Annotated in this window: 14 protein-coding genes; 13 read left to right on the top strand and 1 reads right to left on the bottom strand. The window is 43.0% G+C overall.

Annotation, left to right across the window (positions count from 1 at the left end; genetic code table 11):
• Positions 1–148 precede the first annotated feature (148 nt).
• A complete protein-coding gene (locus H70737_RS22555; RefSeq protein WP_042130273.1) occupies positions 149–385 on the bottom strand; it encodes a DUF2626 family protein in 237 nt (78 codons plus the stop codon).
• Between the two features lie 345 nt (positions 386–730).
• Between H70737_RS22555 and H70737_RS22550 the strand changes: the two genes are divergently transcribed.
• The 13 genes from H70737_RS22550 (at position 731) to H70737_RS22490 (ending at position 14,269) form a co-directional block, all read left to right on the top strand.
• Entirely contained in the window at positions 731–1,381 is a 651-nt protein-coding gene (locus tag H70737_RS22550; RefSeq protein ID WP_042130271.1) for an RsfA family transcriptional regulator, read from the top strand.
• Positions 1,382–1,545: 164 nt separating this feature from the next.
• Positions 1,546–2,502, top strand: coding sequence for a ketopantoate reductase family protein (locus tag H70737_RS22545; RefSeq protein ID WP_042190885.1), 957 nt, complete (start codon positions 1,546–1,548; stop codon positions 2,500–2,502).
• Positions 2,503–2,529: 27 nt separating this feature from the next.
• Positions 2,530–2,916 carry a DUF3397 domain-containing protein gene (locus H70737_RS22540; protein ID WP_042190883.1) on the top strand — a complete coding sequence of 129 codons (387 nt, stop codon included), beginning with the start codon at positions 2,530–2,532 and terminating at the stop codon, positions 2,914–2,916.
• A 151-nt stretch (positions 2,917–3,067) separates the two neighbouring features.
• Complete coding sequence (locus tag H70737_RS22535; protein WP_042190881.1) at positions 3,068–4,777, top strand: peptide ABC transporter substrate-binding protein; 1,710 nt, start codon at positions 3,068–3,070, stop codon at positions 4,775–4,777.
• Between the two features lie 222 nt (positions 4,778–4,999).
• Entirely contained in the window at positions 5,000–5,932 is a 933-nt protein-coding gene (locus tag H70737_RS22530) for an ABC transporter permease (protein WP_042190878.1), read from the top strand.
• Between the two features lie 33 nt (positions 5,933–5,965).
• A complete protein-coding gene (locus tag H70737_RS22525) occupies positions 5,966–6,880 on the top strand; it encodes an ABC transporter permease (protein WP_042194363.1) in 915 nt (304 codons plus the stop codon).
• An 11-nt stretch (positions 6,881–6,891) separates the two neighbouring features.
• On the top strand, positions 6,892–7,887 hold the full coding sequence (locus H70737_RS22520) for an ABC transporter ATP-binding protein (RefSeq protein ID WP_042190876.1): 996 nt from the start codon (positions 6,892–6,894) through the stop codon (positions 7,885–7,887).
• Positions 7,884–8,804, top strand: coding sequence for an ABC transporter ATP-binding protein (locus H70737_RS22515; protein ID WP_042190873.1), 921 nt, complete (start codon positions 7,884–7,886; stop codon positions 8,802–8,804). The genes H70737_RS22520 and H70737_RS22515 overlap by 4 nt, the downstream gene beginning before the upstream one ends.
• Before the next feature lie 231 nt (positions 8,805–9,035).
• Positions 9,036–10,667, top strand: coding sequence for a bacillithiol biosynthesis cysteine-adding enzyme BshC (gene bshC, locus H70737_RS22510; protein ID WP_042190871.1), 1,632 nt, complete (start codon positions 9,036–9,038; stop codon positions 10,665–10,667).
• A gap of 122 nt (positions 10,668–10,789) precedes the next feature.
• On the top strand, positions 10,790–12,061 hold the full coding sequence (locus H70737_RS22505) for an adenosylhomocysteinase (RefSeq protein ID WP_188114736.1): 1,272 nt from the start codon (positions 10,790–10,792) through the stop codon (positions 12,059–12,061).
• Positions 12,062–12,425: 364 nt separating this feature from the next.
• Positions 12,426–12,863 (top strand): division/cell wall cluster transcriptional repressor MraZ, encoded by a 438-nt coding sequence (gene mraZ, locus H70737_RS22500; protein ID WP_042130255.1) that lies wholly within the window; start codon positions 12,426–12,428, stop codon positions 12,861–12,863.
• A 36-nt stretch (positions 12,864–12,899) separates the two neighbouring features.
• Positions 12,900–13,853: a 16S rRNA (cytosine(1402)-N(4))-methyltransferase RsmH gene (gene rsmH, locus H70737_RS22495; protein WP_042190866.1), complete on the top strand. Its 954-nt coding sequence runs from the start codon at positions 12,900–12,902 to the stop codon at positions 13,851–13,853.
• Positions 13,854–13,876: 23 nt separating this feature from the next.
• Positions 13,877–14,269 (top strand): septum formation initiator family protein, encoded by a 393-nt coding sequence (locus tag H70737_RS22490; RefSeq protein WP_042190864.1) that lies wholly within the window; start codon positions 13,877–13,879, stop codon positions 14,267–14,269.
• Positions 14,270–14,286: the final 17 nt, after the last annotated feature.

Raw genomic sequence — 14,286 nt, 5'->3', positions numbered from 1 at the left:
CAAAAAATCCCCACAAAGTGAGGCTATCCTTCAATGCGTACACAGGTATTTGGGGGACCTCATATATAATATATTAACTGATAAACAAAAAAACGGAAGTGATCCTTATTAGATAAGGACCTCATCCGCTTCAAGAGAGTACTGCAATTTATAGTGGAAGACCCATTTGAAAGATCGTCCAATAGCTGAAACCGGTGAAAGTCAAAATCATGTATGCCCAGAAAAGTAGGACATAAGTTTTTTCAGTAAACTTCAAATAACCGAGAATTACGAAAAAAGCGGTTTGCAAAAAGAAAAGCAAGGCCATTTCTGTCAGACCTCCGGCGAAAGCCATCAATCCAATAGCCAATGTAAAAAAACCTAATACCCGAAACATGCGGTCCAAGAGAGAGTCCCCCTTCCAGTATGTATCTCACGAATATTCCTTCGACTTATTATACCCGTTCAGTAAAAATGTGTAAACGAATTCATTGAAAAAAATACACTAATCTTGAAAAAATGTGATTTTTATAATTGACTGAAGTAATTAGTGCTTGAAAAAAGAGAATTTATTACTTAAAGCGTATGATGTGGGCAGATAATGGAAATACAATTTAGTATCAAATAGATTCTATGAACTCTATGAGAAGCATAGAAATGGAGTAAGCAGCTTTTATCCCTATTCACTACCCGGCAGAGCTGTCGGTTATGGAGATGGTTATTTCAAGATGTTGTTAGGAGGTTTGGTTGGATGACAGCCGTTAGACAGGATGCTTGGAGTGCAGAAGATGATCTAATACTGGCAGAAGTAACCTTGCGCCACATTCGGGAGGGCAGTACACAACTTGCTGCTTTTGAAGAGGTGGGTGAGAAAATCGGCAGAACGTCGGCTGCTTGCGGATTCCGCTGGAACAGCTGTGTTCGAAAAAGCTATGAAGGTGCAATTGGAATCGCTAAAGGCCAACGTCAAAAGAGAAGTTACCTGAAAAAGCAACCGTCGGTAAGAGGAGCGCAGGTAGCGGGTCTGATTCTCGGGGATACCGATGAGGAATTCGGACGAGGCGAAGGATTAAGTGAAAACACATTATCCATTGATGCGGTTATACGTTTCCTGAGACAATGGAAAGGTACGATCCAGGAGGCAGGACGCCAGCTGAAAATGCTGGAGAGAGATTTGCGCGAGAAGGAAGATGAATTAACAGAATTAAGATCTGAGAATGAGCGGTTGTCAAAAGAGGTTAATCTTGCTCAAAGTGACTACCGGGTAGTCAATGATGATTACAAAGCTTTAATTCAGATTATGGATCGTGCGCGTAGGCTAGCTTTCTTAAACGAAGAAGAAGAAGAAATGAAGACTCGTTTCAAAATGGATGGGAACGGAAATTTAGAACGTATTGAATAAAAGATAGGCAAACTAAAACACCCGTAAGTGGTTCGCTTTATTAGCGCCATTTGCGGGCGTTTTGGTTTTGTATTGTCATTTATGGAGGACGACAACGGCGGTTCTTCTTGGTATATTAAGGCTATACTTAGAAAAATTGCGCTTGAGATCAACAGGAGGATCAGATGAAAATCGATATAATTGGTGCGGGTTCACTTGGGCTGCTTTTGGCAGGGAGGCTGGCCCAGTCCGGGAATGAAGTGAGATTGTGGTGTCGAGGGGTAGAGCAGTGCCGGAAATTAAAAGATGAGGGCTTAACTGTGAGCTATGAGGATGGGCGCGATCCAATTTCGATTTCGGGGGATCGATTTGTGTCCGCACCAATAGAGGGATTTGCAGATGCCTATCTCCGTGAGCCTAGTGATTGGATCATAGTAACGGTTAAACAGGACATACTACATAATGTTTTACCTGAATTTCTAGCCCCTCTTAGGGAGCAACAGGTACACATCATTTGTTTTCAAAATGGCATTGGACATATGGAGATGCTCAGTAACTTGCTGCCGAAAGCTAATTTATATGCTGCCGTAACAACAGAAGCTGCGAAGCGAAAGTCTTTAACTGAGGTCATTCATGCAGGTGCGGGGGAGGTATGGATAGGGAAATGGAGCTTAAAGGATGGACAAGCCCATAGTATACATACTGATTTACAAGTGAATTATTTAATAGAAGTTCTCATTATGGCAGGATTCTCAGCCTTTTTGTCGAATGAAGTGGATACCATGATTTACCGGAAGCTCCTAATCAATGCCGTTATTAATCCGCTCACAGCGATTTGGCGTATTCCAAATGGTGAACTGCTTGCTTCAGAAGAGCGCCTGCAGTTAATGAAAGAACTTTTTAGAGAAGCTACTATGGTATATGATGCCTTCGGAATTACTTATGATCATGATGCGTGGGATAACATTCTTAAAGTGTGCAGGACAACGGCTGGCAATACTTCGTCCATGCTGGCAGATGTTCTAGCTTCAAGAAGCACAGAAATTCATTGGATCAATGGAAGTCTTGTAGAAATGGCAGAACGCACTGGAACATTGGTTCCTTTACATCGCTTGATCTGCCAATTAGTTGAGGGAATATAGGTATGATCTCGGAGGAGAGGTGAAGCTATGGGATTGCTGATGAATTCGGTCGGTACTTTAAGTTTGATTCCAATAATACCGTTTTTAATTGTTTATTTCATTGGAAGAGGGTTAAAAAAAGATAAAAAGAAAACTTTTATGCTCGCTATGGACGTGACTACATTTTTTTTATTATTATCGGTCTCCGCATTATTTAACAACTTGTTTAATAACGGTTTTGGGTTTTATCTTATACTACTTATTGTATTAATATCCACTGGATTGATTGGAGGCGCTCAGAATCGACTGAAAGGAAAAGTAGATGGGAAGCGGTTATTTCGGGCAGTTTGGAGACTTTCCTTCTTTTTTATGAGCGTCGGATATTTATTATTTATGTTTGTAGGGCTAATTAAGTACATATCACAAGCGATGTAATGTTCCACTGCTCCGGTGAAGCGGCAACGTCACAAAAGTTTAAAGTTTTAATAAAAAAAGAATTTTCTGAAAACATACCACTAGATTTTTTTGACCACTGGTTGTATAATCATAAACCATATACCACATTCTATTTAGGGGGAACTGCTAGATGAAGAAGAGTAAAAGTCTATTGCTAATGCTTGCATTAGTACTTGTTATCGGCACAGTGCTTGCTGGCTGCGGCGGAAACAACGCGAACAGCGGCAATAAAGGTAATGCTGGTAACACTGGTAACACGGGAACTGGTAATGCGGCTACAGAAGAGAAATTGGCTGCGGACCAAACACTGAGAATCAACCTAAGCTCTGAGCCTCCAACATTTGACCCAGGATTGGCTCAAGATAGCCAAGCTCACACTGTCCTGACAACAATGTACGAAGGTCTGACTCGCATGAATGCTGAATCTGGTCAAGCTGAACCAGGTGTTGCTGAAAGCTGGGATGTTTCCGCTGACGGTCTGGTATATACTTTCAAACTCCGTGATTCACAATGGAGTAATGGCGATCCTGTAACAACAGAAGACTTCGTTCGCGCTTGGAAACGCGTGCTCGATCCTGCTGCTGCATCCGCTGCACCTTACGCTTATCAATTGTACTACATCAAAAATGCTCAAAAGTTCTACAACAAGGAAATTACCGATTTCAGTCAAGTAGGTGTCAAAGCGGTTGATGAGAAAACTCTCGAAGTTACTCTTGAAGCCCCAACTCCTTACTTCCTTGGATTGCTTTCCTTCTACACTTATTACCCTGTACACAAATCCATTGAGAGTAATCCAAAATGGGCAACAAGCAAAGATACTATGATCGTTAACGGTGCTTTCACTCTTACTGAGTGGACTACAGGTCAAACACTTGTTGTAACTAAAAACGATAAATACTGGGATAAAGATTCCATTAAACTTAACAAAATCGACTTCTCCCTTGTAAACAGCGGTGCAACTGAACTGCTCAGCTACAAGAACGGTGAATACGATCGTGCCGGTGGACCAACTGGTGAAATTCCATCAGAACAAATTCCAATCGTGCAAAAAGAACTTCCTAAAGAATTCAGCCGTAAAGGTATTGCTTCCGTATACTACTACGAATTCAATATCACTGAAAAACCTTTCACAAACGCTAAAATCCGTAAAGCTCTTGCAATGTCGATTAACCGTCAAGCTTTGATTGACAATGTAGTACAAGGTGGACAATTCCCAGCATTCGGTTATGTACCTCCGGGTATCGCTGGTGCTGATGGTGAGTACCGTACAGCAGTTAAAGATAGCTACTTCACTGAAGATCTAGAACAAGCTAAAACTTTGCTTGCTGAAGGTCTGAAAGAAGAAGGTATGGATAAACTGCCTACATTCTCTTTGACTTACAACACAAGTGAAGGTCACAAGAAAATCGCTTTGGCGATTGCTGATATGTGGAAAAACAATCTTGGTATCGACGTACAAACCGTTAACCAAGAGTGGGCTGTATTTATTGAAAACCGTCAAAACCTGAACTACCAAGTTGCACGTGCTGGTTGGACTGCGGATTACAATGATCCAATGACTTTCCTTGATATGTGGGTAACAGGTGGCGGTAACAATGATACTGGTTACGCTAACCCTGAGTATGACAAATTGATCAGCGAAGCTAAAGCAAGTACTGACTTGAAAGTACGTCAAGACAAGTTTGCAGCAGCTGAGAAATTGCTCATCGAGCAAGATCAAGTATTGATTCCTTTGTACTACTACACTAACAACTCCCTGACTAAAGAGTACCTCAAAGGTGTTACTCTTGACTTCAGTGGTGCAATTGACTTGACTCGTGGATACTTGCTTGAGCACTAAGATTTAGCTCATGTAATTTAAACAGAATAGTTAGTTGACTGAAGTAACACAATACTTCGGGATATATATGTGGAACTCCATATATATCCCTTTTTTTTGTATTTCCGTCTATTTGTTATTTATTGTTATTTATAACATATTTAGAAAATGGACAAAAATCCGTTTTTTTCATAAAATCAATATAATGCTCTCAAAAAATTTGTCGGAGGAGGTGTGATGGGGATGGTTCGTTATGTCGCAAATAAATTCTTCTATATGTTGGTTTCATTATTTGTACTGATTTCAGCAACTTTTTTCTTGATGAAAGCTATTCCAGGGGATCCGTTTACTTCTGAGAAAAAAGTACCGCCAGAAATTAAAGCGCGTTTGATGGAGCAATATGGTCTGGACAAGCCGCTCTCTCATCAGTATTTTAAGTATTTAGGTGATATTATCCAAGGTGATCTGGGTGTATCCATGAAACGCCTGAATCAAGATGTATCACATTTGATCGGTCAAACCTTTTCAGCGTCGCTGAAGCTGGGACTCGTCGCAATTGTTGTGGCGGTTATTGTTGGGGTTCTTCTCGGCATGTTAGCGGCACTCTATCACAGAAAGTTTCTTGACAGCGCCGCGATGGTGTTGGCAGTTCTGGGGATTGCGGTTCCGAGCTTTGTAGTCGCGTCATTATTACAGTATGTGTTCGCTTTCAAATTGGGTTGGGTACCGGTTTCAGGTTTTAAAGGACCAATCTATTATTTCCTTCCTGTAGCAGCGCTCTCGGCACAGCCAATAGCATTTATAGCGCGCTTGACACGTTCAAGTATGCTTGAAGTTTTGAATGCGGATTATATCAAAACGGCTAAGGCTAAGGGATTAAGCTGGATGGCTATTCTAAGCCGTCACGTACTTCGTAATGGTATCCTGCCGGTTGTTACTTACATGGGACCTATGACAGCTAACATCGTAACTGGTTCGGTTGTTATCGAGCAGATCTTTGGTGTTGGGGGTATTGGTAAACAGTTCGTGGAAGCGATTGGTGTCCGTGACTATACCGTTATTATGGGGATAACCATTTTCTATGGTGTACTACTTATGGTGGCCCGTTTCATTACTGATATTGCTTATGTATTGATTGACCCACGTATGAAATTAAGTGGAGGAAAGGAGGGCTAAAGAGTGGCATCTGATAATAACTTGTTAAAGAACATGAATCTAAAACCGGAAGATTTTCAAAAAGTCGGTGTAGATGAAAAAGAAGCCGAGGTTATTCAGCGGGAGAGTCTCTCTGCCTGGAAAGATTCTTGGCAACGGTTGCGTCAAAACAAAATGGCGATGACAGCGCTTGGGATTCTAGGCTTGATCGTGCTTGCAGCGATTATCGCTCCCTTATTCTCGAAATATAACTATTACTCCAATGACTTGATGAATACCAATAAGCCCCCTTCCTCCGATCACTGGTTTGGAACGGATGATCTTGGACGTGATATTTTCGTTCGTACTTGGTACGGAGCACGGATCTCCTTGATCGTTGGTCTAGCTGCGGCAGCCATCGACTTGTTTATCGGTGTTATCTATGGAGGTATTATGGGCTTCTTCGGCGGCCGTGTAGATAATATCATGAACAAATTCTCTGAAATTTTGTACTCCATTCCTTATCTGCTTGTTGTAATTTTGCTTTTGGTTGTGCTTGAACCAAGTCTTGGTACCATCATCCTGGCCTTAACCATTACGGGTTGGATTACGATGTCGTGGATTGTACGCGGTGAAATTATGCAGCTCAAGAATCGCGAGTTCGTATTGGCTTCCCGTTCCATGGGTGCAGGTTCTGCGAGACTGTTGTTCAAACACCTTCTGCCGAACGCAGTGGGTCCGATTATTGTAACGATTACACTTTCTGTACCAAATGCAATTTTTGCAGAGGCTTTCCTAAGCTTCTTGGGTCTTGGTGTACAAGCTCCTATCGCTTCACTTGGATCTATGATTAACGATTCACTCACCGGTTGGTTGTACTATCCATGGCGCTTCCTGTTCCCTGCCATTCTGATCAGTTTAACCATGCTTTCTTTCAACATTTTCGGTGATGGTCTTCGTGACGCGCTTGATCCTAAGCTGAAAAAATAGGAGGGGTATGGATGGAACCTATTTTACAAGTCAAAGATTTGCATGTTTCGTTTTTTGTTAAAGGCGGAGAAGTGCAAGCTGTCCGTGGTATGAATTTTGAAATTGGCAAAGGTGAAACGGTTGCCATCGTCGGCGAGTCCGGCAGCGGTAAGAGTGTAACTGCACAATCGATTATGCGGTTGATCCCTTCCCCACCCTCTAAAGTGAAAAAGGGAGAAATTATTTTCCAAGGACAAAATTTGCTAGACAAAAGCATGAAAGAAATGGAATCCATTCGCGGTAAAGATATTGGCATGATTTTTCAAGACCCGATGACTTCTTTGAACCCAACCATCAAAGTGGGCAAACAGATCACTGAAGTTTTGATTAAACATCAGAAAATGTCAGCGGCCGAAGCGAAAAAGCAAGGTATTGAGATGCTCAAATTAGTTGGCATCACAAATGCTGAGGCTCGCTTTAACCAATATCCCCACGAGTTTTCAGGCGGTATGCGCCAGCGTGTAATGATTGCAATCGCGCTAGCCTGCCGTCCGGCTTTACTCATAGCGGACGAGCCTACAACGGCTCTTGACGTAACCATTCAGGCGCAGATCATGGAAGTTATGAGAGAGATGCAGCAAAAACTAGGTACCTCCATCATTTTGATTACCCATGATCTTGGCGTCGTTGCCGGTATGTGTGATCGGGTAATTGTAATGTATGCAGGTGAAGTTGTGGAGACTGGAACAAGATGGGAAATCTTTAAGAATCCACAGCATCCATATACCAAAGGTCTGCTGCGCTCGATGCCGCGTCTGGACCAAAAGAAGGGCGAGCCGCTCATTCCGATCATCGGCACACCGCCAGATCTGATCAAGCCGCCGATCGGCTGTCCGTTCACCGCGCGTTGCAATGAAGCAATGCATGTTTGCGAACAAATCGATCCCGGCGCCACAGAATTCAGCGAAACGCATATGGCGCGTTGCTGGAATCTGCATTCGATGGCCAAGGAGGTGCAGTACTCTTGAGTAAGAACCTAATAGAAGTAGAAGGTCTTAAGAAATATTTTAATGTAGGTCAAGGCAAGGTTCTTAAGGCTGTTGATAATATTAACTTCTCCATCCGTGAGGGCGAGACGCTTGGAATGGTAGGGGAATCCGGTTGTGGTAAGACTACTGCTGGACGTACAATTCTTCGCTTGTATGAGCCAACTGCCGGAAGTGTGAAATATAATGGTACAGACATTTATAAATTGCCTTCTAACAAAATGAAAGCAATGCGCCGTGACATGCAGATGATTTTCCAAGATCCGTACGCATCACTTAACCCGCGTTTTACGGTTTCTGATATCATCGGCGAGGCACTGGACATTCACGGAATGGCTGGCAGTCGTGCAGAACGTAAAAAACGGATCGAAGAGCTGCTCGATATGGTTGGTCTTAACCATGATCACGCTACTCGTTATCCGCATGAATTCTCTGGTGGACAACGCCAACGTATTGGGATTGCCCGTTCGTTAGCGGTAAATCCTAAGTTCATCGTTTGTGATGAGCCGATTTCCGCGCTTGACGTATCCATTCAGGCTCAGGTCGTAAACTTGCTTAAAGAATTGCAAGATCGTCTGGGATTGACTTATCTTTTCATCGCGCATGATCTGTCCATGGTTAAACATATCAGTGATCGCGTAGCAGTTATGTACTTGGGTAAAATGGTAGAATTGGCGGAAAGTGAAGAGCTTTATGCAAATCCTATCCACCCTTATACCAAATCTCTCTTGTCAGCTATTCCAATTCCGGATCCGGAAATTGAAGTGAACAAGAAACGTATTCACTTGCATGATGAGCTTGGTAGTCCTATTTATTCTGCTAACGAAAAGAGCAATGATAGTGACTTTGAATTAGTAGAAGTATCCAAAGGACACTGGGTAAGCAAAAAATTTGCTTAAATCTATAGCGAGTATTAGACAGGCGGGAGCGTTATGCTCTCGCCTCTTGTATGTAGTGGGGATATTTAATAATCATTTTAATGGATAAGAAAATAAAACGGCTGCTCTTGCATTGCTTTTTTTCAGGTATGTAATTCTTTTGACGCGGCCCCTGACTTTGGATACAATCATATAGAGTTTACGAACTTGGATTTACATATAACTGCTCAGTAGAACTGGAGGCACTAGCAAATGAATATTGTTAAGGAACCGCTCTCGGGTGGATCTGCACTCGCGCGCGACTATATAGAAAATTTTGAAAAAGTTAGTCATTTGTATGGTGGGGATTTCCGAAGCAAAGAGAGTAGAAGCATTCGGGCAGAATGGCTGGATCGTAGTGAGGGTCTCCGTGCAGACCGGACACAAGTTGCTGCATGTCTACGGCAATATAATGAAAAGCATAATTCACATGATGCGGTGATGTCTTCCCTGGCACTTTTAGAACAGCCGGGAACGTTAGTGGTTACTGGCGGACAGCAAAGCGGATTATTCACAGGACCACTACTTGTAGTATATAAAGCAATGACAACCATTATGGCGGCAAAAGAAGCAGCAGAACAGCTCGGTCGACCTGTAATCCCATTATTCTGGATTGCAGGAGAGGATCATGACTGGGATGAAGTGAATCATACGTATGTATTAAATCGTACACAAGAGATTACAAAGATTAAGATAGAGAAATCAGAGGAGAAACGCTCCTCGGTGAGTAATATTCGTGTAGAAGATGAAAGCTGGCAGCAAGTAGTGGAACAGCTGGATGCGCTACTTCAAGATAGTGACTTTAAACCGCAAATTATGGAATTTATTCGATCTTCTTCGTTTAGAGCAGATAGTATGACGGATGCTTTTGCCAAGCTGATGGGTTCTTTATTTGGTAAATTTGGTCTGATCCTGCTCGATTCTGCTGATCCTAACCTTCGTAAGTTAGAAGAGCCTTTCTTTACTTCGCTAATTATGCAGAATGATGCACTGGAAACAGCGTACATGAATTCTGCTTCTGATATCGTGAACGCTGGGTATGAGCTTCAAGCTGACGTTACGGCAGGCAATGCCAACCTCTTTTATATACATGAAGGTGTACGATTATTGCTTCATAAGAAAGATGGCGTTTTTGCCGATCGCAAGGGCCAGGTATCGTTCACCCGGGATGAACTACTGGAGGAAGTGAAGGTTCATCCGGAACTATTCAGTAACAACGTGCTGACACGTCCGCTTATGCAGGATTATGTGTTGCCGGTTCTAGCAACGGTGCTAGGTCAAGGTGAGATTGCTTATTGGGCCATTCCGCATCGTGCGTTTGAGATCATTGGGGGACAAATGCCCCTGATCATCCCGAGAATGTCTTTCACAGTGGTGGAAGGTACGCTTCATAAGCATATGGATAAATATCAACTAAGCTTTGAGGACGTAAGACAGGGACTAGATCGTAAAAGACATGAGTGGTTGGCTGCACAGGATGAGCTGGGGATTGAACAACGTTTCGAAGAAACTAAAGCTACTTTCTCTGCCATGTACGAACCACTGATTGAGCAGCTTGGAACCATTCAGGCAGGTCTGCTAAAACTAGGGAATAACAATAAAGATAAGATTTTAGATCAGATCACTTTTTTACAAGCGAAAGCCCAAGATGCAATGGCAAAACAGAATGAAGCTGCAATCCGTCAATGGGAGCGAATCGAGCTGTCGTTAATGCCACTGGGTAAACTGCAAGAAAGAGTGTACAATATCATGTATTACTTGAACCGCTACGGACTTCCATGGTTAGATGAGCTGATGGCTATTGAACCGGATTATAGTGGGACGCATCGTATCATTTATATGTAGAGAAGTATTGCTCCATAAAACAAAGAAGTAACGCTCACAAAACTTGGATTATGCTTACGAAGCGAGTTTTACTGCGAAGTAAAACATAGAAGTATCGCTCCATAAAACTTTTAGGAGGTTTCATTATGAGTTCATCAAAACAAAATAGTATCGTGGCTGATATGTCACTCGCACCCGAAGGTCATTTGAAAATCGACTGGGTTCGTCAACATATGCCGGTATTGAACCGTATCCGTGAGCAGTTCGAAGCTGAGCAGCCATTCAAAGGACTAAAAGTATCTATTACGCTTCATTTGGAAGCTAAAACCGCTTATCTGGCGAAGGTAGTCAAAGCAGGCGGTGCAGAAGTAACTATTACTGGATCGAATCCACTGTCTACACAGGATGATGTATGTGCGGCGCTTGTAGAGGACGGAATTACCGTATTTGCTAAATACAATCCGTCACCTGAAGAGTTCAAAGCCCTTAATATCAAGGCGCTGGAAAGTAAACCGGATTTGATTATTGATGATGGTGGGGATTTTGCTACATTGCTGCATTCGGAGCGTCCTGATCTAATGGAGAATATTCGTGGGGGTGCTGAAGAAACAACAACCGGCATCATTCGTCTAAAAGCTCTTCAAAAGCAAGGTGTGTTGAAGTTCCCAATGGTCGCAGTAAATGATGCTTATTGCAAATATTTGTTTGATAACCGCTATGGCACAGGCCAATCCGCATGGGATGGAATTATTCGAACAACCAACCTGATTGTTGCGGGCAAAACCGTAGTTGTTGTCGGATACGGCTGGTGCGGTAAAGGTGTTGCTATGCGTGCCAAAGGTTTGGGCGCAAAAGTGGTTGTCACAGAAGTGGATGCTATTAAAGCTGTTGAAGCACATATGGACGGTTTCGAAGTTATGCCTATGCTGGAAGCTGCTAAGGTTGGTGATTTCTTCGTTACAGTAACTGGTAATCGTTATGTCATTCGCGGTGAACATTATGATGTGATGAAGGATGGAGCAATCATGTGCAATGCAGGCCATTTCGACGTTGAAGTGAATAAGCCTGAATTGTCTGAAAGATCCGTATCTCAGCGTACGGTTCGCAAAAATATCGAAGAGTACCAGCTTCGCGACGGACGTAAACTATATCTGCTTGCAGAAGGCAGACTTGTAAATCTGGGTGCTGCGGATGGACACCCTGCCGAAATTATGGATACGACCTTTGCGCTACAAGCGCTGTCGTTGAAATATGTAAATGATAATTATAAGAGCATCGGCGTAAAAGTTGAGAATGTTCCTTATGAGCTGGATGAGCAGGTAGCACGCTACAAGCTGCAAAGTCTGGGCATTAACATTGATAGTCTGACTCCAGCACAAGTGGATTATTTGGACAGCTGGAATCTGAACGATTAATTACGGAACGCACAACAATAAAGTATATTAACCAAGTGTACCTTGAACTGAAGCAACTTTTGTAAAATATAAGAGAGTATAAGTTTTACGCTATACATTATCCTTATATTTCTCGCTTAAACGCTTCGGCGTCCTTTTAAGGACGCCGAAGGCGTTTATGCTTGAAAAGCCATGCAGCGGACAAGATTCCGATTGTATGGCTTTTTTCTGTGGCGAAATGTTTTTTGGGCAACGATCCATCTGATTTAGCAAAAAATTCCTTTCACCAGAAAAAGGTTTTTGATTTTTAATGGCGAATCTATTATGCTTAAGTGGTGAAAAGTGGGGTAAAGTGGGGATTCGGGGATTAGGGGTGGGAAAAAGGATGTTCATGGGAGAGTATCAACACAGCATTGACGACAAAGGCCGAATTATTATTCCGGCTAAACTCCGTGAATTGCTTGGAACCTCCTTTGTGGCGACCCGTGGTCTAGACTCGTGTCTATTTGTTTATCCCATGGAAGAATGGGCAATCATGGAACAAAAGCTAAAAAGCCTTTCACTGATGAAATCAGATGCCCGTGCATTCAGTCGCTTTTTTTTCTCAGGCGCAACAGAATGTGTATGGGATAAGCAGGGAAGGGTAAATCTGCCGGCCAATTTAAGGCAGTATGCCAAACTGGACAAAGACTGTGTTATTCTGGGCGTTTCGAACCGGGTGGAAATCTGGAACAAAGAGCTATGGGAGCAGTACTTCGAACAGTCCGAGGAATCGTTCAACGAAATTGCCGAAAAATTGGTGGATTTCAATTTTGATCTATAAAACACAATATCGAATACTGTCCTGGAGGGATGCAGCTTGTTTCACCACATCACGGTGCTTAAAGAAGAAGCGACAGAAGGGCTGCACATCAAAAAAGACGGAATCTATGTAGATTGCACTCTCGGTGGAGCAGGCCACAGCGCACTAATTGCTTCCAAACTTAGCGGCGAAGGCCGATTAATCTGTTTGGATCAAGATGATTGGGCTCTGGAGAACGCAAAAGAAAGACTAGCTGAATACGGAGACAAGGTTGTACTCATTAAGACCAATTTCCGTGATCTGGAGAGTGTACTTAAGGATGTGCCCTTTGTACCACAAAAAGATGGCATTCCCCAAGTAGATGGAGTCCTCTTTGATCTTGGCGTATCCTCTCCCCAGTTTGATGAGGGAGAACGCGGATTTAGTTACAATCATGATGCTCCGCTGGACATGCGGATGGATCAGACAGCGCTATTAACGGCTGCTGATATTGTGAATACGTGGTCTGAGCAGGAGATTGCCCGTGTGCTTTTCCAATATGGAGAAGAGAAGTTCTCGCGGAGAATCGCTAAGAAAATTGTAGACAGAAGAGAAGAAAGTCCTGTGGAGACCACAGGAGAATTAGCTGAGCTTATCAAGGAAGGTATTCCGGCGGCTGCACGAAGAACGGGAGGACACCCCGCTAAACGTAGCTTCCAAGGTTTACGGATTGCTGTAAACGACGAGTTGGGTGCTTTTGAAGAAGGATTACATAGCGCAGTACGTTGCCTTGCACCAGAAGGTAGAGTATCCGTTATCACTTTTCATTCACTCGAGGACCGAATTTGCAAGCAAATACTAAGCAGCTATTTAAGCAGATGTACATGCCCGCCTGACTTTCCGTTTTGTGTATGTGGCGCGAAAGGCACGCTTAAGTTAATCAACCGCAAACCGCTTGTGCCTTCTGAAGAAGAGCTTGAGCTTAATACTCGAGCCCGTTCAGCTAAGCTGCGCATTGCAGAAAAATTGTAATTGACGATAAAGGAGAGTCAGAGATGGCCTATACCCGCGGCAATTTAGCAGTTCAGCCCAAAAGAAAAGAAGAGGTAAACCCCCTTTACCGCGAGAAGACAAAAGTAGTTACCAAACGAAGAGTACTTCCGCTGCAAGAGAAACTTTTGTATATGCTGACGCTAGGAGTATGCGTTTTGGTGGCTATCACCCTGATTTCACGTTACGTTCATATTTATGATTTGAACTTGCAGGCCCAGAAATTAGATAAGGATATAGCGACTGCTAAGAAGCAAATTTCCACGTTTGAGATGGAGAAGCAGAACTTGGAGCAGAAGGTTGCCCAAAAGGCAAAGGATCTTGGATACGTAGCACCGGATGAAAATGCTACAATCTTTATTCCGGTGAATCCGATATCGACAGAAGGCGATAATTAGTGAGCGATTGGCAAGAT

Source organism: Paenibacillus sp. FSL H7-0737 (assembly GCF_000758545.1).
Taxonomy (GTDB): domain Bacteria; phylum Bacillota; class Bacilli; order Paenibacillales; family Paenibacillaceae; genus Paenibacillus_AQ.
The sequence above is the reverse complement of the archived record's forward strand: the minus strand, read 5'-3'. Positions and strand labels throughout refer to the sequence as shown.

What these genes read in the sequence shown, in the direction of transcription:
- H70737_RS22550 (WP_042130271.1), top strand. Translation starts at nt 731, where the DNA reads ATGACAGCCGTTAGACAGGATGCTTGGAGTGCAGAAGATGATCTAATA.
- H70737_RS22545 (WP_042190885.1), top strand. Translation starts at nt 1,546, where the DNA reads ATGAAAATCGATATAATTGGTGCGGGTTCACTTGGGCTGCTTTTGGCA.
- H70737_RS22540 (WP_042190883.1), top strand. Translation starts at nt 2,530, where the DNA reads ATGGGATTGCTGATGAATTCGGTCGGTACTTTAAGTTTGATTCCAATA.
- H70737_RS22535 (WP_042190881.1), top strand. Translation starts at nt 3,068, where the DNA reads ATGAAGAAGAGTAAAAGTCTATTGCTAATGCTTGCATTAGTACTTGTT.
- H70737_RS22530 (WP_042190878.1), top strand. Translation starts at nt 5,000, where the DNA reads ATGGTTCGTTATGTCGCAAATAAATTCTTCTATATGTTGGTTTCATTA.
- H70737_RS22525 (WP_042194363.1), top strand. Translation starts at nt 5,966, where the DNA reads ATGAATCTAAAACCGGAAGATTTTCAAAAAGTCGGTGTAGATGAAAAA.
- H70737_RS22520 (WP_042190876.1), top strand. Translation starts at nt 6,892, where the DNA reads ATGGAACCTATTTTACAAGTCAAAGATTTGCATGTTTCGTTTTTTGTT.
- bshC (WP_042190871.1), top strand. Translation starts at nt 9,036, where the DNA reads ATGAATATTGTTAAGGAACCGCTCTCGGGTGGATCTGCACTCGCGCGC.
- mraZ (WP_042130255.1), top strand. Translation starts at nt 12,426, where the DNA reads ATGTTCATGGGAGAGTATCAACACAGCATTGACGACAAAGGCCGAATT.
- H70737_RS22490 (WP_042190864.1), top strand. Translation starts at nt 13,877, where the DNA reads ATGGCCTATACCCGCGGCAATTTAGCAGTTCAGCCCAAAAGAAAAGAA.